This window comes from Chryseobacterium indologenes (assembly GCF_002025665.1).
Lineage (GTDB): Bacteria > Bacteroidota > Bacteroidia > Flavobacteriales > Weeksellaceae > Chryseobacterium > Chryseobacterium metallicongregator.
The window spans coordinates 5,298,303-5,314,748 of sequence record NZ_CP018786.1 but is presented as its reverse complement, the minus strand read 5'-3'; the positions used below and the strand labels follow the sequence as shown (position 1 = coordinate 5,314,748).

The following is a 16,446-nucleotide window of genomic DNA, read 5'->3' as shown; positions in this document are numbered from 1 at the left end:
TCAGGAAAGCCGTTTTTCAATCACTGGATGACAGTTTCCAATCACAGACCGTTTACATATCCTGACGGAAGAATCGATATTCCTGGGACAGCAAAATCCCGTGAAGGCGGTGTAAAATATACGGATTACTCGCTTAAATTGTTCTTCGATATGGCTAAGAAACAAGACTGGTATAAAAACACAGTTTTTGTTATCATTGCAGACCACTGTGCATCCAGTGCCGGGAAAAACAGAGCTTCCGATGGATAATACAGAATTCCTGCTATGATTTTCTCTGAAGGATTTATTCAGCCGCAGAAATTCAATGCATTGATGTCTCAGATAGATGTTATGCCTACACTTATGGGATTATTAAATTTCAACTATCAGTCTAAATTTTTGGGCCAGGATGTCTTCAGACAGGAATTCCAACCTAAAGCATATGTGGCAACCTATCAGGATCTAGGATTTATCAAAGGAGAGCGTTTAACTATTATTTCGCCAGTAAAAAAAGTAAAACAATACTCCTTAGAACTGGAAAAAAGTGACCTGAAACCGGAATTCAAGCTGTATTACGACGAAAAATTATTAAAAAAGATCCAGATCAGAAACTGGTAGATGATGCTGTATCAGCTTATCAGTCTACGTCTTACTGGCTCAAAACAAAACAACTCAACAGATAAATATCTAGATATTTTCGCTTATAATCTGGTGTAAAATATTTAAATTAACCCATAAATTTATTGATATGAAATGGACAGACGACAGAGGCGGAAACGTTGATGACCGCCGTGGTTCAGGAGGCGGAAGTGGAGGTATGATTGTAGGAGGCGGACTCGGAACCTTAATTATAGCAGCCATCGTATTCTTTTTGGGAGGTGATCCGTCCGGTATTTTGAATTCCGGAGGAATACAGCCTTCAGGCAATACAGGAGAACAAAGAGAACTGACTGCCGAAGAAAAACAAATTGGAGAAATGGTTGATATGATGGCCAAATGGAATATTCTTACCTGGGATCAGATTTTTAAGGAAAACGGAATGACTTACAGTGCTCCTGAAGTGGTTCTTTTTGAAAATACAACTTCTTCAGCATGTGGTACAGCGCAATCTGCCATGGGCCCGTTCTATTGTCCGGCAGATCAGAAAGTTTATATGGATATGAGCTTTTTTGGTGAACTTCAGCAAAAATTCGGAGCTAAAGTAACAGAATTTACAGTAGCTTATGTTCTTGCCCACGAAGTAGGACATCATGTACAAACTCTTTTGGGAACTACTCAGAAAGTGGATGCGCTAAGAAGAAGCGGAAGATATTCCGAAGAACAGATGAACAGAGTATCCGTTGCTACAGAGTTACAGGCTGATTTCTATGCCGGAGTCTGGGCAAAAAGAACCAATGACAGCAAACATATTCTTGAACCCGGAGATATAGAATCTGCCATAGATGCTGCAGAAGCCGTTGGAGATGATAATATTCAGAAAAGAGCACAGGGATATGTGAATCAGGAAAGCTTTACCCATGGATCATCTGCACAACGTAAAGAATGGTTTATGAAAGGTTACAACACTGGTGATATCAGACAAGGTGATACTTTCAACCAACTATTAAAATAGTTTTATCACAATTATTGTGATGATATAAAATAAAATGCGGTCTTAGCTTAAGACCGCATTTTTTATTTATTGCAATTCGATTGGATTGGAATTTTTCTTGGCTTCTTCTTTTACCCTTTCTTCCATTCTCTTTCTCATATCGGAAGGATTCTGGTTTCCACCACCTCCGGGGCCTCTTCCACCTCCGCCTACTCTCATCGGAGCACTGATCCCTCCGCACCCTGACTCATGAATGACATTGGATCAGTTTTAAACTTTTGCTGCTGCTTTAAATAATCTGTTCTTTTTACTTTTAAAGTATTTCCAAACTGGTTCAATGTTGGAAACTCAGCAATTTTATAGTTTTTCATTAAATCAAAAGAATAATCTCCTTTATCATCTTCCACTTTTACAATCAGTCCAGGAAGCCCTCCGAACTTATAAGGTCCGTCCTGATAAGGAAGATCTGTCGTAAACCATGCAGTCCATTTTCTTCCTCCAAACTCGGTTTCAGCTTTCTGAACTTTGTAATCGCCAATTTTTCTGGTTTCTGATCCAATTTTCCAGTTCAGAGGTCTGTCTTCTTCATAAGAATAGAGATCACGTCCTATTCTGTCTTTAAAATATGTTTTTTGGTTCGTCTTATCCTTTTCTACAGAATAGTTGATATTCGTTCTCAAACCTTCCATCTGATCTCTGTTGATACTTCCTCTTCCGCCCCCACCTTGAAATGCTTTTTGCATAATGGAGTCTCTTTTGATTCTGTTTTCAGAATAAAACACTGATTTTTCCGGAGAAATATCCAGATAAGCATTTTCAGTTTTGATATCTGTTTTATTTTCAGCATCAGGCTTCATAGTCACCTGATACACAAACCTGTTTGTCTGTGCAGAAACATTCTGTATGAACAGTGCCAATGCGATAATACCTAATTTTTTCATTTATATTTTTATTTATTTTAATTCAATTGGATTCTGTGCTATATTGGTAAAAGAAGGTATTTCTACAGATGAGCCTTGTGACATGGGTATTCCCTGATTGTCTCCACCCATTCCGCCTCTGTGCATTCCACCACTTCCGTTGCCGCCTCCTTCATTCCACCACCATTCATTCCGCCGCCATGTTTTTCCACCTCCGAAATTCATATTTCCACCAGTATTATTCCCGGCCATCGCTTTTTTTGTTTTTACCGAATTCCAGTTCAAGAGCAGCTTTATCACCATGGAAATTAATTCTTGTACTTTGCTTAGCATCAGCATTTATCTGTTCTTCAAAAGCATTTTTAAGCGTAAGCTTTTTCACAAGATCAAATTTATAATCTCCTTTGTCATCCTCCAGTTTTACAATCAGTCCTGGCAATCCTGAAAACTTGTAAGGACCGTCAGACAGTGGAATTTCTTTAGTAAACCAAGCTGTCCAGACTCTTCCTCCAAACTCGGCAACTGCTTTTTGGGCAGAATATCCATTCTGTTTCTCAATCATATTAGTGATTTCCCATTTTACAGGTCTGTCTTCCTGATAATAAATTTGTTTTCCGGAAGCCTTCTCATAATAATACACTTTCTGATCCGGAATTGTCTTGGTAATGAAATATTCAAAAAAATGTAGGTTCAAAATGTTTTTTTCCTTCCATTTTTGAAAAATCTTTTTCCTCTTTCTTGTTTTCCTTTATTTCTGACCTTAGTTCTGCAAAAAGAGAGTCTCTTTTCAATTTATTTTCACTGATGAATAAGGAACGATCTCCTTTAACATCCAGAAAAGTTCTCTCACTTTTCATACTTACCAGATTGATTGAATCCGGATTTACCAAGGTTTCATAAACAAATCTGGTGGTCTGTCCATAGGATACAATGGTGAAAAACAATACAAAAAAACTATTATTTTTTGTTTCATGACCAATTTTCTTTATAGATAGAAAATAAGATTCAAGGTTAAATCCTTAATGAAATCTTCACATTGAAAGGCTAAATTTATTATTTTTTAACATAATTTATCCTCTCAGAATTGCTATTAATAACAGAATCATTAAAATAGATATCTTCGATTTGAGATTGCGAAAATTAGTTCGTATTTTTGCATCATTAAATCATTCTAAATAAATACAATGATAAAAGTATCAGACTATGCAAAGGAGAAAGCCATCCAGTTAATGACGGAAGATGGTTTTAACCCTGCTGAAGATTATATAAGAGTAGGGGTGAAAAGCGGCGGATGCTCTGGTTTAGAGTATGTTTTAAAGTTTGATAACCAAAAAACAGACACAGATCAGATTTTTGAAGATAATAACATTAAAATTATTATAGATAAAAAATCCATCCTTTATTTAGCAGGAACAACTCTTGAGTATTCAGGAGGATTGAACGGAAAAGGGTTGTTTTTAACAACCCGAATGCATCCAGAACATGTGGGTGTGGGAATCATTTAGTCTTTAGAGAAAAGACATTAGATCCTAGATTTCAGACCTCAGATCTACTCTGAATTCTGAAATCTAAAAATCTGAAATCTAAAAAAAAGTAATGAGTAAATATACAGAAGACGATTTAAGAGTCGATCTAGAAATAAAAAATATGAATTCGGTTGGGAAACGAAGATTGATTATGAAGATTTCCCGATTGGTTTAAATGAGGACATCATCCGTGCCATCTCTGCTAAAAAAGAAGAACCGGAATGGATGACTGAATGGCGATTGAATCTTTCAAAATCTGGCAGAAAATGGTAGAGCCTGAATGGGCCAATATCAAATATGAAAAAACCAGATTTTCAGGCAATCCGTTATTACGCTGCTCCTAAAGTAAAGCCAGAACTGGCAAGTCTTGACGAAGTAGATCCTGAGTTGTTGAAGACATTCGCAAAGCTAGGGATTAATATCGAAGAGCAAAAAAGACTTTCCGGAGTTGCCGTAGATATTGTAATGGACTCAGTTTCTGTGAAAACCACTTTCCAGGATACATTGGCAGAGAAAGGAATTATTTTCTGCTCCATCTCTGAGGCTATTAAAAACCACCCTGATTTAGTAAGAAAATATCTTGGAAAAGTTGTTCCGAGAGGAGATAACTTTTATGCAGCATTGAATTCCGCAGTATTTTCTGACGGAAGTTTCTGTTATATTCCTAAAGGGGTAAAATGCCCTATGGAACTTTCTACTTATTTCCGTATCAACCAGGCAGGAACAGGACAGTTTGAAAGAACGCTTCTTGTAGCTGATGAAGGAAGTTATGTTTCTTATCTTGAAGGATGTACAGCTCCATCAAGAGATGAAAACCAGCTTCACGCAGCAGTTGTAGAGCTTATTGCTTTAGACAATGCCGAGATCAAATATTCAACGGTACAGAACTGGTATCCTGGTAACGAAGAAGGAAAAGGAGGTGTATTCAACTTTGTAACGAAAAAGAGGACTTTGCGAAAGAAATGCAAAAATCTCATGGACACAGGTAGAAACAGGTTCTGCAGTAACATGGAAATATCCGTCTTGTATCCTTAAAGGAGACAATTCTATCGGAGAATTCTACTCTATTGCAGTTACTAACAACCACCAGTATGCAGATACAGGAACAAAAATGATCCACATCGGAAAGAATACCAAATCAACGATTATTTCAAAAGGTATTTCTGCCGGGAAATCACAAAACTCATACAGAGGACAGGTGAAAGTAATGCCTTCAGCAAAAGGAGCAAGAAACTTCTCACAATGTGACTCTTTATTGATGGGTAATGAATGTGGAGCTCATACTTTCCCTTATATTGAAATCAAAGATCCTACAGCACAGTTAGAGCACGAGGCAACGACTTCAAAGATTGGGGAAGATCAGATTTTCTACTGTAACCAGAGAGGTATTGATACAGAAAGAGCCATTGCTCTGATTGTGAATGGTTTCAGCAAAGAAGTTTTGAACAAGCTTCCAATGGAATTTGCTATTGAAGCTCAGAAATTACTTGAGATTTCATTAGAAGGTTCAGTAGGATAATATGATCAAAAAAGAACCCTTCAGATAAAAACAAACTGATTTTAAAGGCAAGGTTTTCAGAGTTTTTATCTGATGATCAACCGTTATAAACGGAAATATAAGTTATAATCTTCGTTGAAGATTATTATAAACATAAAATATAAAAAGCTTCTGTCCGTCTATTGAGGAGATATCCTAATACAAAGACGATGTGTACCTAAAGGAAAGAAGCTCATACAATTATAAAAAGCAAAAGTTAGCAAGAATGTTACAAATTAAAGACCTTCACGCCAAAATTGAAGATGGCGCAGAAATATTAAAAGGTATTAATCTTGAAATAAAGCCGGGCGAAGTTCACGCGATCATGGGACCCAACGGAGCTGGTAAATCTACCCTTTCTTCTGTAATCGCAGGAAAAGAAGATTACGAAGTGACTGGTGGAGAAATTCTTTTCGAAGGACAAGACATCAGTGAAGAAGCTCCTGAAGATAGAGCTCACAAAGGGATTTTCCTTTCTTTCCAGTATCCAGTGGAAATTCCGGGAGTTTCTGTAACGAACTTTATCAAAGCTGCTTTGAACGAGACGAGAAAAGCAAACGGACTGGAAGAAATGCCGGCAAAAGAAATGCTTGCATTAATCCGCGAGAAATCTGAAAATTAGGAATTAAAAAAGATTTCCTTTCAAGATCATTGAACGAGGGATTCTCCGGAGGTGAGAAGAAAAGAAATGAAATTTTCCAGATGATGATGCTTAATCCTAAGCTGGCTATTCTTGATGAAACAGATTCAGGATTGGATATCGATGCTTTAAGAATCGTGGCAGATGGAGTAAATCATTTTAAAAATGAAGGGAATGCAGTTCTTTTGATTACGCACTATCAGAGATTGCTAAACTATATTCAGCCTGATTTCGTTCACGTTTTAGCAGATGGAAAAATCATCAAAACAGGTGACAAGTCTTTAGCATTAGAACTTGAAGAAAAAGGTTACGACTGGCTTCTTAACTAAGAAGAATATATATTATTTCAGAGATAACCTTTTTTCACAATCATTCATACAATGTAGCAAAAAAGAGTCTCTACTATTAAAAATTGGGTTTCCTATTCCTCGGAATAACAATATTTTAGTTAATAAAAAAAGAAAAAATGGTGCAAACCACAGATATACCAGTAATGGCATTAAAAGAACAAATTATAGAGAACCATAATGAATTTTTGGAGAGTCTTCGTCACAGGTTTCTGGACGACAGCAGAAAAGCTGCTCTTCAAAGATTTGCAAACCTTGGTTTTCCGACAAAAAAAGACGAAGAATATAAATATACCAATCTAAAGGAAATCACGGAAAAAAGCTACAACTTCTTCCCGAAAGAGAGCCACAATATCACTAAAGAGCAGTTTGATGAACTGCACCTTGGAGAAGAAAATTTTGATTGGATTGTTTTTGTAAACGGTAAGCTTCACAAGGAGCTATCTAAAGTTTCTATTGAGAATGTAGAATTCCTTTCATTCAATTATGCATTGAATGATGAGAAGCATAAAGAGGTTTTTGAAAAGTATTTCAATACGATTGCTTCCAAAGAACAGGCTTTTACGAACCTGAACCTTGCTTACTGCAAATATGGTTTCTTCCTTAAAGTTCCTAAAAATGTAGTGATTGAAAAGCCAATCCACGTTTTTTATATTTCTCAGAATCAGGAGGAAAACACGTTTTACAATACAAGAAACCTTTTGATCGTAGAAGAAGGAGCTAAAGTAGAGGTCATTGAAAGCCATCACAATTTTGACAGCACTTACGTATTAACAAACTCTGTAACGGAGATCTTTACATACCCTAATGCAAAGGCTGACTGGCACAAACTTCAGAACGATAACAACACAACCTATCTTATCGACAATACTTTTGCAAGACAGGAGAAAGACAGTTTAACAACGGTAAACACATTCTCTTTCGGAGGTAAACTGGTAAGAAACAACCTTGATTTTATTCATAATGGATCTAATATCAATTCATTCATGAACGGAATCACCATTATCGGGAAAGATCAGTTGGTAGATCACCATACGGCGGTTCACCATAACTTCCCGAACTGTGAAAGTTACCAGAACTACAAAGGAATCTTTGATGGGAATGCTCACGGAGTTTTCAACGGAAAAGTTTTTGTGGACAAAATTGCTCAGAAAACAAATGCTTATCAGCAGAATAACAACGTATTGCTAAGCGAAGGGGCAAGTATTGATACCAAACCTCAGTTAGAAATCTTTGCAGACGATGTAAAATGTTCTCACGGTTGTACAGTAGGTCAATTGAATGAAGATGCTTTATTCTATCTGAGAGCAAGAGGAATTTCTAAAAAAGAAGCTCAGGCATTACTTTTATATGCTTTCGCTAATGATGCAATGCAAAACATTGATATAGAACCTCTAAAAGATAAAATTTCCAAGCTATTAGCTGAAAAATTAGGAGTTGATATAGAATTCTAAGACTTATATATATTGATACAAAAAGCACTTCTTTTCGAAGTGCTTTTTTATTTTTATTACAGATTATCTTTCTGTTTTATTTCTTTAACCAACCTTGGTTATCTTTATTATCCGAACGTTTCTTACCATTATCAAAATTATAAGCCAATCCTACACCTAAAGTCTGCTTCAACTGGGTCTTCCATATCTGATTATGATCATACAAAAGATCCAGGGTAACATTGGTAGAAATATATTTATTGATTTTCATGCTTAAAACTCCGCTGTATCCAAGAACCAGTCTTTCCGGATGATCAAGATAATTTGAAAATACAGAAGCCGTATTCAGCAAGGTAATGTTCTCCATAATCTTCAGCTTATACATTGCTGTTCCCAGGAAACCGAATTGGAAAAGAGAAGAATCTCCATCATTTTTAAGACCATAAGTTCCCGCTTTCTGAAGATCTTCGTCTAAAACAAAAGTCCATCTTGCATTTGCCGGGCGTAAAGTCACGGTAAGATTGTCATTAGGACGATAAGTAACCCCAGCTCCTACACTCAGATATCCGGGAGCCATAAAATTAGAAATCTTTTTAGCATCAGGATTATTTCCATCTTCATAACCCGGAGCAAACTGAGTCTGAAGCCCTGCGCCTGCAGACAAATACCAATGCTTGGCAAATTCTCTACCATAGTTTGTAGACAGGTTAATAACATCCTGAGTCTTTCTTACTCCAGTTCCCTGCGTGTTATTTTGTCCGTAACCCAGAATAATAATATTTTCCCAAAGATCTTTCCCTTTTTCATACGTCAGGTTGTAATTAACACCAGCAAGCCACCCAACATTGTTGGCTCCACCTCCTACCCAGTTTGAAAAGGCAGCCTGATTAAGCATTAATGTATTTTGTCCCTGAATAGACCATGCTTTAACGGTGTCTGATGCCGGAGTTTCTGTCTTAGCCTCCTGAGCGAACGCTACAACCCCAAAAGAGATAGAACTGATCAATAAAAGTTTTTTCATAATGTTGATTTATTACAAATGTATAAATAATAATTTACGCCATCATAAAATTCACTTTAAAATGAATTTAACATAATCGAAAAACAACATTACAAACAACTGAAAACAAGGTATTTACAACCAAAACCATTAACTATCAAACTTAAATCAACTTAAAACTACAGTATTTTAAAAAGAAAAAACACCTCATTTTTGAAGTGTTTTTAATTATAAAATAAGTTTTCTAAACTATTTTTTGATCCACCACTGGCTATCTTTACGATCAGAACGTTTTACCCCATTTTCCAGTGTATACGCAAATCCGATTCCAAGAGTCTGCTTCAGCTGTGTTTTTTCTATCTGATTATGATCGTAGAGTAAATCTACTGTTACATTGGATGAAATATATTTATTTACCTTCAGGTTTAATAGAGCTCCATAGGCAAGAACCAGCCTTTCCGGATGATCAAGATAATTTGAAAAGACAGAAGCTGTATTGGTTAAATAAATATCTTCCATTATTTTTAGTTTATACATGGCTGTACCCAGAAAACCGAATTGTAATAAAGAAGTATCTCCATCATTTTTTAAACCATAGCTCCCTGCTGTCTGAAGGTCTTTATCCAATACAAACGTCCATCTGGCGTTGGTAGGACGCAAAGTTACCGTAAGATCATCATTGGGCCTGTACGTGATACCCATCCCGACGTTTACATAGCCAGGAGCCATAAAGTTTGAGATTTTTTTGGCTTCAGGGTTATTTCCATCTTCATATCCTGCCGCAAACTGTGATTGCAAACCAGCTCCTAAAGAGAAGTACCAGCTTTTCGAAAATTTTCTCCCATAATTGGTAGAAACATTGATAACATCCTGTGTCTTTCTTATTCCAAGTCCTTTTGTATCATTCTGACCATACCCAAGAACAATGATATTTTCCCAGAGATCTTTGTCTTTTTCATAGGTGAGGTTATAATTGGTACCGGCTAGCCATCCGACGTTGTTGGCTCCACCTCCAACCCAGTTTGAAAAGGCAGCCTGGTTAATCATTAATGTATTTTTTCCTAAAACCGACCAGTATTTAACAGTGTCTACTACTACGGAATCTTTTTTCAATTCTTCTTGTGCACTAGCATATATTCCTATAAAACAGGAAAGAATCAATAAAAACTTCTTCATTACTCTAAATAATTTTCAATGCAAAAATATTAATATAATTTTTTTTAAAGGTAAATTCAGCTGTAAAAGAATCGAATTTCAATAAAGTTTAATCTCCTCATAACAAGATATTTCTATAAAATCAATGCCAAAATAATAAGTTCAAAAGTTAAATTTAATACCTTTTGTCTTAAAATCAGATCGGTAGGAACGAATTCATCGACAAATTTTCCGAAATTTATTATTGGCTTTTGATTTGACGTAAAATCCACATGTTCAAAAATGTAATTTCCAAAAGAGCGGTTATATACCCATTACTGATGCTTTCAGCGATGTGGTTCGGGTATTTTTTACAAATGCAGGGCTTTTTTCAAAGCTGTTTTGGAGCCATTATTCCTCTCTTACCTGAGGGATTGCTTGGCGTGGTTACTTCTCCCCTTTTACATGGAAATATTGATCATATTATAGGAAATTCTATTCCCATAGCAGCACTTATGTTTTTGCTGTATCAGTTTTATCCATTGGTTGCCAACAAAGTCTTTATCATCGGCTGGCTGGCAACGGGACTTTTGGTATGGCTTCTTCCTCCCATTGATATTCTTACAGGTGAATATATGTACACTTGTACCATCGGAGCCAGTGGTGTAGTTTATGTACTCGCTTTTTTCCTATTCTTCAGCGGGGTATTTAAATGGAATACGAAACTTCTCACTATTTCAATGCTTGTTGTGCTTTATTATGGCAGTTTGATTTGGGGGATGCTTCCCGAAGAATTGTTTTACAATATGCAGGAACCGAGTAAAATTTCATGGCAGGCCCATCTTTCCGGAGCTGTAGTAGGCAGTATTATTGCATTTGCCTTTAAAAATGTCGGCGAAAAGAAGAAAAAGTTCATCTGGGAGTTTCCGAATTATTACAGCGAAAAGGATGATAAATTGTGGCAGGAATACAAAGAAAATCATCCTGAAGACTTTATGGAACTTCCTTACAAGAAAAAGGATGATATATGGGATCATTTGGATGAATTGAGAAAAAGATAAAACTTATTTCATTACATTTGAAAAAAAACACACATGATCTCCGAAGAATACTTTTATGCCATCGCCCTCCACGAATGCAGCCAGATTGGTGATATTCATTTTCATAAACTTGTCCGTACTTTTGGAAGCGCTCAGGAAGCCTGGAAAAGAGCAAAAAAAGAATATAAAAGACTGGAAGGAATAGGACAAAGAACAGTCTCGGATATTGGAAATAAGTCTCATTTGAAATTCGCAGAAGAAGAATTAAATTTTTGCGAAAAAAATAATATTCAAATCAGGTTAAAACATCTCAAAGAAATCCCTTCTCTACTTAATGAATGTAATGATGCTCCGGCTATTCTTTATCAAAAAGGGAATATTGAGAATGCACTGCCCAAGGTAAGTATTGTAGGAACTCGAAATATGACAACTTATGGAAAACAGTTTATTGAAGACTTCTTCAAAGCAACACAATCTTCAAAATATACATCTGTAAGCGGTCTTGCTTTAGGCATCGACAAAGAAGTTCACGAACAGTCTATTTGTCATCAAAAACCCACTGTAGCAGTTCTTGCACATGGTTTTCAATATTTATATCCGGCAACAAACAGAAAACTTTCTGAGAAAATTTTACAGGAAGGAGGTGCATTAATAACGGAGTTCAGCTCTTCCAGAAAGCCAGATCGGGAAAACTTCATCCAAAGAAACAGAATCGTGGCAGGAATATCTCCGGCAACTATTGTAGTGGAAACAGGTTTTGGAGGAGGTTCTGTGAGCACAGCAACATTTGCTAATGATTATAACCGTGATGTTTTTGCTCTGCCTGGAAAAATTACGGAAAGCAATAGCCAGGGATGTAATCAGCTGATTTTCCATAATAAAGCAACCGCTATTTCTACCATAAAAGATCTTATTGGACTCCTTGGATTAAATGATCCTAAAGAAAAAATAGAAGAGTTATTTCCTTATAGCGAGACAAAACCACAATTATCTGACAATCAGAAATTAATATATCAATCTATTCAATCTTATCCTCAAATTTGTTTAGACGATCTCTCACTGAGAATTGATCTCCCTACCCATAAAATCTTACCAATAATTTTAGAATTGGAACTTTTAGGGAAAGTAAAATCATTTTCCGGGAGGCAATTCATCGCAATTTAAGATTTAACGATTTCTTAATATTGCATTATTTCACATATAACATTTCATTTTTAATAAAATTTGAACATAAATTATCAATTTAATAATATTACGGAACATTATTATTTAATTTTTAACAATGTTAAAATATAGTGTTGTGAATCTTGAAAAAAAAATTAAATTTGTTGACAATAATATTCAACCTTAATATATGGAACAATATAATATTGACCAGAAAATCCAAGAGTTTATTGCAAAAATTGAAGCAAAAAATCCTAACGAACCGGAATTTTTACAGGCTGTAAAAGAAGTTGCCGTAACCGTAATTCCATTCATTGCTACTAAAAAAGAATATACCGGAATGAAGCTGCTTGAAAGAATGGCTGAAGCTGAAAGAATTATTATTTTCAGAGTTCCATGGGTTGATGACAAAGGAGAAATTCAGGTTAACAGAGGTTTCAGAATTCAAATGAACTCTGCTATTGGACCATACAAAGGAGGAATCCGTTTCCACCCTACTGTAAACTTATCTGTTCTTAAATTCTTAGCGTTCGAACAAGTATTCAAAAATTCTTTGACAACTCTTCCAATGGGAGGTGGTAAAGGAGGTTCAGATTTCGATCCACAAGGAAAATCTGATATGGAAGTAATGCGTTTCTGCCAGGCTTTCATGACCGAATTATGTAAGCACATCGGCCCTGAAACAGACGTACCTGCTGGAGATATCGGTGTTGGAGCAAGAGAAATCGGATATTTATTCGGTCAGTACAAGAAAATCAGAAATGAGTTTACCGGAGTTCTTACAGGAAAAGGTCTTGCTTATGGAGGTTCATTAATCCGTCCTGAAGCTACAGGATACGGTGTAGTATACTTCGCAGAGCAGATGCTTAAAACGATCGGACAGAATTTCCAGGATAAAATCGTAACAGTATCAGGTTTCGGAAACGTAGCTTGGGGAGTTATCAAAAAAGCAACTGAACTAGGAGCTAAAGTAGTAACAATCTCTGGACCAGACGGATACATCTATGATAAAGACGGTATCAGCGGAGAAAAGATCGATTATTTATTGGAGCTTAGATCTTCAGGAAATAACAGAGCTGAAGACTATGCTAAAAAATATCCTTCAGCTGAGTTCCATGCTGGAAAACGTCCTTGGGATGTGAAGTGTGATGTTGCTTTCCCTTCTGCAACTCAAAACGAACTAGATTTAGATGATGCAAGAAAATTAGTTGAAAACGGATGTGTTTGTGTAACTGAAGCGGCTAATATGCCTTCTACACTAGATGCCATCAACTATTTCTTAGACAATAAAGTATTATTCTCTCCTGGTAAGGCTTCCAACGCTGGAGGTGTTGCTACATCAGGATTAGAAATGACTCAGAACTCTATCCGTCTTAACTGGACTTCTGAAGAAGTTGATGCAAGATTAAAGGAAATCATGATCGGTATCCACAAAGCTTGTAGAGACTACGGAAAAGACGAAGACGGTTATGTAAACTACGTAAAAGGTGCAAATATTGCCGGCTTCGTAAAAGTAGCAGAAGCAATGTTGGCTCAAGGAGTTGTGTAACAAAAAAAACAAAGGTTGGGAAAAACTCCCGACCTTTTTTGATATAGCCTGTTCCCGGGATAATGGGAAAAAAGTAAAAAGTGAAAGGAGAAAGCGCTGCTATATGCAGTGCTTTTTTTATTTTTATATCATGCAAAACACCTTTAAAAATATTGATGAATACATTCTTCTGTTCCCGATAGAAGTACAGAAAAAATTGATTGAACTCAGAAAAGCCATCCATTTACAGATTCCGGATTTGGAAGAATATATTGGATATCAGATGCCTGCTTTTCGATACAAAGGAAAACCATTAATTTATTTTGCGGGATATAAAAAACATATCGGATTCTATCCCGGAGCTGAAGGTATCCGTAATTTTGAAAAAGATTTTAAAGAAAGAAAATATAAATTTTCAAAAGGGGCCGTTCAATTTCCAATCACTGAAAATCTGCCACTGGATCTGATCACTAAGATCCTCCGGTTCAAAACAAAAGAAATCGAACAAAAAAAATCCTGAAATACAAGATTTCAGGATTCCGACTAGTGTTTGCTAAAGTGCTTTTACTTTTTCTTCTTTTTGTCTTTCTTCTCTTCTTTAGGAGCATCTGCAGGTTTAGTGGCATCAGTAGGCGTTGTACTTACTGATGGATCCGTTGCAGGTGCAGTTTCCATTGTAGTTGCAGGTGATTTTTCCTGTTGATTCTTCTGATCCGAAGGACTTGTAGTCTGTGTATTCGGTTGTTGAGTTTGAGTTGTCGTAGTGTTATTAGTAGAAGTATCGGCCGGCTTTTGTGGTGTTGATTGTGCTGATACTGCGATTACTCCGACTAATGTAAACGCTGCCGTTAAAAATAACTTTTTCATAATGTAATATTTAAATGATTGTTTAACTTAAACGAGGCATCATTTATAAAATTATGTGTAAAAGACTTATTTAACGTACTTTATAATTATTTAAGAGGAATTTGCAAAAATCAGTTCAGATGATTGGACTGGAAGCGAGATGCTGGAAACTGGAAGTTTATTTCAGTGAAAATATTAGCTGAAATGGTCTATTATCAAGACTTCCTGCTTCCAGCATCCAGCTCCCCGCCTTAGGTTTACTTCGTCACATTCTTCATCATTTTTTCTACGAATTCAAATGCTGCAGGACAGATAACAGTATTTTTCAGCATCAAATTATTGATCTGATAAATCTTTTTACGGTCTGTATGAGGATATTCACGACAGGCTTTTGGTCTTACATCGTAGATAGAACATGTATTATCGTTGTTCAGAAAAAAACAGGGAAGATTCTGTAATACTTTATCATTATCTTCATCTACTCTTAAAAACTTTGCTTCAAAGTCTGCAGACTTCATTCGAAGATGTTTGGAAATTCTCTCAATATCTTTTTCGGTATAGAGAGGTCCCGTTGTTTTGCAGCAATTGGCACACTGCAAACAGTCTATTTCTTCAAAAACTTCATCATGTGTTTCCTGCACTATATAATCGAGATTTTTGGGCGGTTTTTTCTTTAATCCGTCCAGAAATTTCTTGTGTTCTTTCTGCTTTTGTATCGCCTGTTTTTTATAAAAATCTAAATCCATTTATTCTTTGTTTCTCACGGACTCCGGAAGTTCTTCTTTTTTATACTCGTTAATTTTATCCAGATCCAGTACCGTTGAAAGATTTTCTTTGTTTGGATAATACATCGGAACAAATTTAGCTCCGTATACAATTTCTCCTGTAGTATAAGACGATCTTTGAACCACCGTATTTGAAAAGACTTCGTCAAATGCGCGTACCTGTACGATAAGCTCAATATCTGTATTTTTAAAATCTTCTTCAGAAAAACCGTAAAACGGAGAGTTTTCATCAATTTTATGCACTACAGTCCAGTTGAGAGCCAAAGTATTGATCTTACTCATCTGCGTGGTAAGTCTGTAAAAATTACTTTTGGCAACTCCATTTTCCATAACCTCAATGGCTACAGAAACAATTACGTCTGCATCCGTCAATGCATTATTTTTATAGGGAGCAAGCCTGAACATCAATGCTGAAGATTCCTGAAAAGGAGCAATAACTGCAATATCAGAAAATCTAAGGTATGCCCGCGGTCTTGAAAATCTTCCATAAAAAAGTCCTGTTGCAATGGCAAAGGTAAGCAATCCCAGAAAAGCTTCAAAAGTTGCTACAAGACTTGCCAAAAATCCTACCGGAGCGATTCTCCCATATCCAACCGTTGTGAATGTCTGAGAACTGAAGAAAAAGACATCAATAAATTCATTGAGTGGATCACTCTTATCTATTCCTGTAAGGTGCTCTACCCCAATCAGGTAATAGATCATGGCAAACAGTAGATTAATGAGAATATAAGCGATAACCAAATAAGAAATAAATCGAAATGAGGATAAATTCAGCATGGTGTGATACCAGCTTAACCTGTTGAACACATTCACACCCCTTCTCTGAACATTCGGGAGACCATCTTTATTGATGAACCTTCCTGAGGCATTGGTTCCGAAACCACTGTTCTCCGCATTTTTCTGACGGATCTTTTTTCTGAATCCTCCTGTCATTTTTTAATCATTTTGACTTTGTTATATTATGATTTTCCTCTAC

Annotated in this window: 16 protein-coding genes and 4 pseudogenes; 10 read left to right on the top strand and 10 right to left on the bottom strand. The window is 36.2% G+C overall.

Going from position 1 to position 16,446, the window contains the following annotated elements; all coding sequences use genetic code 11:
* Together BUE84_RS24655 and BUE84_RS24060 are read left to right on the top strand one after the other, a co-directional pair.
* Positions 1-662 (top strand): annotated as a pseudogene (locus BUE84_RS24655) (LTA synthase family protein); the annotation flags it as partial.
* A gap of 65 nt (positions 663-727) precedes the next feature.
* Positions 728-1,591: a neutral zinc metallopeptidase gene (locus BUE84_RS24060; RefSeq protein ID WP_079240014.1), complete on the top strand. Its 864-nt coding sequence runs from the start codon at positions 728-730 to the stop codon at positions 1,589-1,591.
* A gap of 66 nt (positions 1,592-1,657) precedes the next feature.
* Here BUE84_RS24060 and BUE84_RS24970 read toward each other — a convergent pair whose 3' ends face one another.
* The 5 genes from BUE84_RS24970 to BUE84_RS24040 are packed head-to-tail and all read right to left on the bottom strand — an operon-like array spanning position 1,658 to position 3,434.
* The gene (locus BUE84_RS24970) at positions 1,658-1,789 is read right to left on the bottom strand and encodes a hypothetical protein (protein WP_262487971.1); all 132 of its coding nucleotides are present in this window, start codon (positions 1,787-1,789) and stop codon (positions 1,658-1,660) included.
* The gene (locus BUE84_RS24055; protein ID WP_238594326.1) at positions 1,786-2,511 is read right to left on the bottom strand and encodes a GLPGLI family protein; all 726 of its coding nucleotides are present in this window, start codon (positions 2,509-2,511) and stop codon (positions 1,786-1,788) included. Before BUE84_RS24055 ends, BUE84_RS24970 begins: the two co-directional genes overlap by 4 nt.
* Positions 2,512-2,523: 12 nt before the next feature.
* Positions 2,524-2,742 (bottom strand): hypothetical protein, encoded by a 219-nt coding sequence (locus tag BUE84_RS24050; RefSeq protein ID WP_079243816.1) that lies wholly within the window; start codon positions 2,740-2,742, stop codon positions 2,524-2,526.
* Entirely contained in the window at positions 2,729-3,184 is a 456-nt protein-coding gene (locus BUE84_RS24045) for a GLPGLI family protein (protein WP_238594325.1), read from the bottom strand. The genes BUE84_RS24050 and BUE84_RS24045 overlap by 14 nt, the downstream gene beginning before the upstream one ends.
* Positions 3,165-3,434 (bottom strand): hypothetical protein, encoded by a 270-nt coding sequence (locus BUE84_RS24040; RefSeq protein WP_079243814.1) that lies wholly within the window; start codon positions 3,432-3,434, stop codon positions 3,165-3,167. Before BUE84_RS24040 ends, BUE84_RS24045 begins: the two co-directional genes overlap by 20 nt.
* Positions 3,435-3,674: 240 nt before the next feature.
* Here BUE84_RS24040 and BUE84_RS24035 point away from each other — a divergent pair.
* The 4 genes and pseudogenes from BUE84_RS24035 (at position 3,675) to sufD (ending at position 7,994) form a co-directional block, all read left to right on the top strand.
* Positions 3,675-4,048 (top strand): annotated as a pseudogene (locus BUE84_RS24035) (HesB/IscA family protein).
* A 38-nt stretch (positions 4,049-4,086) separates the two neighbouring features.
* A pseudogene (gene sufB / locus BUE84_RS24030) lies at positions 4,087-5,535 on the top strand (Fe-S cluster assembly protein SufB).
* Positions 5,536-5,779: 244 nt separating this feature from the next.
* Positions 5,780-6,522 (top strand): annotated as a pseudogene (gene sufC / locus BUE84_RS24025) (Fe-S cluster assembly ATPase SufC).
* A gap of 164 nt (positions 6,523-6,686) precedes the next feature.
* The gene (gene sufD, locus BUE84_RS24020; protein WP_079243818.1) at positions 6,687-7,994 is read left to right on the top strand and encodes a Fe-S cluster assembly protein SufD; all 1,308 of its coding nucleotides are present in this window, start codon (positions 6,687-6,689) and stop codon (positions 7,992-7,994) included.
* Between the two features lie 76 nt (positions 7,995-8,070).
* Here sufD and BUE84_RS24015 read toward each other — a convergent pair whose 3' ends face one another.
* Together BUE84_RS24015 and BUE84_RS24010 are read right to left on the bottom strand one after the other, a co-directional pair.
* A complete protein-coding gene (locus tag BUE84_RS24015; RefSeq protein WP_079240011.1) occupies positions 8,071-8,994 on the bottom strand; it encodes a DUF3078 domain-containing protein in 924 nt (307 codons plus the stop codon).
* 228 nt (positions 8,995-9,222) lie between these two features.
* Positions 9,223-10,149: a DUF3078 domain-containing protein gene (locus BUE84_RS24010; RefSeq protein ID WP_079240010.1), complete on the bottom strand. Its 927-nt coding sequence runs from the start codon at positions 10,147-10,149 to the stop codon at positions 9,223-9,225.
* Between the two features lie 251 nt (positions 10,150-10,400).
* Here BUE84_RS24010 and BUE84_RS24005 point away from each other — a divergent pair, with 251 nt between their 5' ends.
* The 4 genes from BUE84_RS24005 to BUE84_RS23990 all read left to right on the top strand — a co-directional run bounded on the left by BUE84_RS24005 (position 10,401) and on the right by BUE84_RS23990 (position 14,359).
* Positions 10,401-11,168, top strand: coding sequence for a rhomboid family intramembrane serine protease (locus tag BUE84_RS24005; RefSeq protein ID WP_079240009.1), 768 nt, complete (start codon positions 10,401-10,403; stop codon positions 11,166-11,168).
* Positions 11,169-11,201: 33 nt separating this feature from the next.
* Positions 11,202-12,311, top strand: coding sequence for a DNA-processing protein DprA (gene dprA, locus BUE84_RS24000; RefSeq protein ID WP_079243813.1), 1,110 nt, complete (start codon positions 11,202-11,204; stop codon positions 12,309-12,311).
* 190 nt (positions 12,312-12,501) lie between these two features.
* On the top strand, positions 12,502-13,860 hold the full coding sequence (gene gdhA, locus BUE84_RS23995; protein ID WP_079243812.1) for an NADP-specific glutamate dehydrogenase: 1,359 nt from the start codon (positions 12,502-12,504) through the stop codon (positions 13,858-13,860).
* 130 nt (positions 13,861-13,990) lie between these two features.
* Positions 13,991-14,359 (top strand): iron chaperone, encoded by a 369-nt coding sequence (locus tag BUE84_RS23990; protein ID WP_079244037.1) that lies wholly within the window; start codon positions 13,991-13,993, stop codon positions 14,357-14,359.
* 44 nt (positions 14,360-14,403) lie between these two features.
* Here the strand turns inward: BUE84_RS23990 and BUE84_RS23985 are convergent, their stop codons facing one another.
* The 3 genes from BUE84_RS23985 to BUE84_RS23975 form a co-directional block, all read right to left on the bottom strand.
* Positions 14,404-14,706 (bottom strand): hypothetical protein, encoded by a 303-nt coding sequence (locus tag BUE84_RS23985; protein WP_034691849.1) that lies wholly within the window; start codon positions 14,704-14,706, stop codon positions 14,404-14,406.
* A 236-nt stretch (positions 14,707-14,942) separates the two neighbouring features.
* On the bottom strand, positions 14,943-15,431 hold the full coding sequence (locus tag BUE84_RS23980) for a YkgJ family cysteine cluster protein (RefSeq protein WP_079243811.1): 489 nt from the start codon (positions 15,429-15,431) through the stop codon (positions 14,943-14,945).
* On the bottom strand, positions 15,432-16,403 hold the full coding sequence (locus BUE84_RS23975; protein ID WP_079243810.1) for an ion channel: 972 nt from the start codon (positions 16,401-16,403) through the stop codon (positions 15,432-15,434).
* Between the last annotated feature and the right edge of the window lie 43 nt (positions 16,404-16,446).

Bases quoted from the DNA above. Each gene is read 5' to 3' on its own strand.
- BUE84_RS24060 (WP_079240014.1), top strand. From the start codon at position 728: ATGAAATGGACAGACGACAGAGGCGGAAACGTTGATGACCGCCGTGGT.
- BUE84_RS24970 (WP_262487971.1), bottom strand. From the start codon at position 1,789: ATGAGAGTAGGCGGAGGTGGAAGAGGCCCCGGAGGTGGTGGAAACCAG.
- BUE84_RS24055 (WP_238594326.1), bottom strand. From the start codon at position 2,511: ATGAAAAAATTAGGTATTATCGCATTGGCACTGTTCATACAGAATGTT.
- BUE84_RS24050 (WP_079243816.1), bottom strand. From the start codon at position 2,742: ATGGCCGGGAATAATACTGGTGGAAATATGAATTTCGGAGGTGGAAAA.
- sufD (WP_079243818.1), top strand. From the start codon at position 6,687: ATGGCATTAAAAGAACAAATTATAGAGAACCATAATGAATTTTTGGAG.
- BUE84_RS24015 (WP_079240011.1), bottom strand. From the start codon at position 8,994: ATGAAAAAACTTTTATTGATCAGTTCTATCTCTTTTGGGGTTGTAGCG.
- BUE84_RS24010 (WP_079240010.1), bottom strand. From the start codon at position 10,149: ATGAAGAAGTTTTTATTGATTCTTTCCTGTTTTATAGGAATATATGCT.
- BUE84_RS24005 (WP_079240009.1), top strand. From the start codon at position 10,401: ATGTTCAAAAATGTAATTTCCAAAAGAGCGGTTATATACCCATTACTG.
- dprA (WP_079243813.1), top strand. From the start codon at position 11,202: ATGATCTCCGAAGAATACTTTTATGCCATCGCCCTCCACGAATGCAGC.
- gdhA (WP_079243812.1), top strand. From the start codon at position 12,502: ATGGAACAATATAATATTGACCAGAAAATCCAAGAGTTTATTGCAAAA.
- BUE84_RS23990 (WP_079244037.1), top strand. From the start codon at position 13,991: ATGCAAAACACCTTTAAAAATATTGATGAATACATTCTTCTGTTCCCG.
- BUE84_RS23985 (WP_034691849.1), bottom strand. From the start codon at position 14,706: ATGAAAAAGTTATTTTTAACGGCAGCGTTTACATTAGTCGGAGTAATC.
- BUE84_RS23980 (WP_079243811.1), bottom strand. From the start codon at position 15,431: ATGGATTTAGATTTTTATAAAAAACAGGCGATACAAAAGCAGAAAGAA.
- BUE84_RS23975 (WP_079243810.1), bottom strand. From the start codon at position 16,403: ATGACAGGAGGATTCAGAAAAAAGATCCGTCAGAAAAATGCGGAGAAC.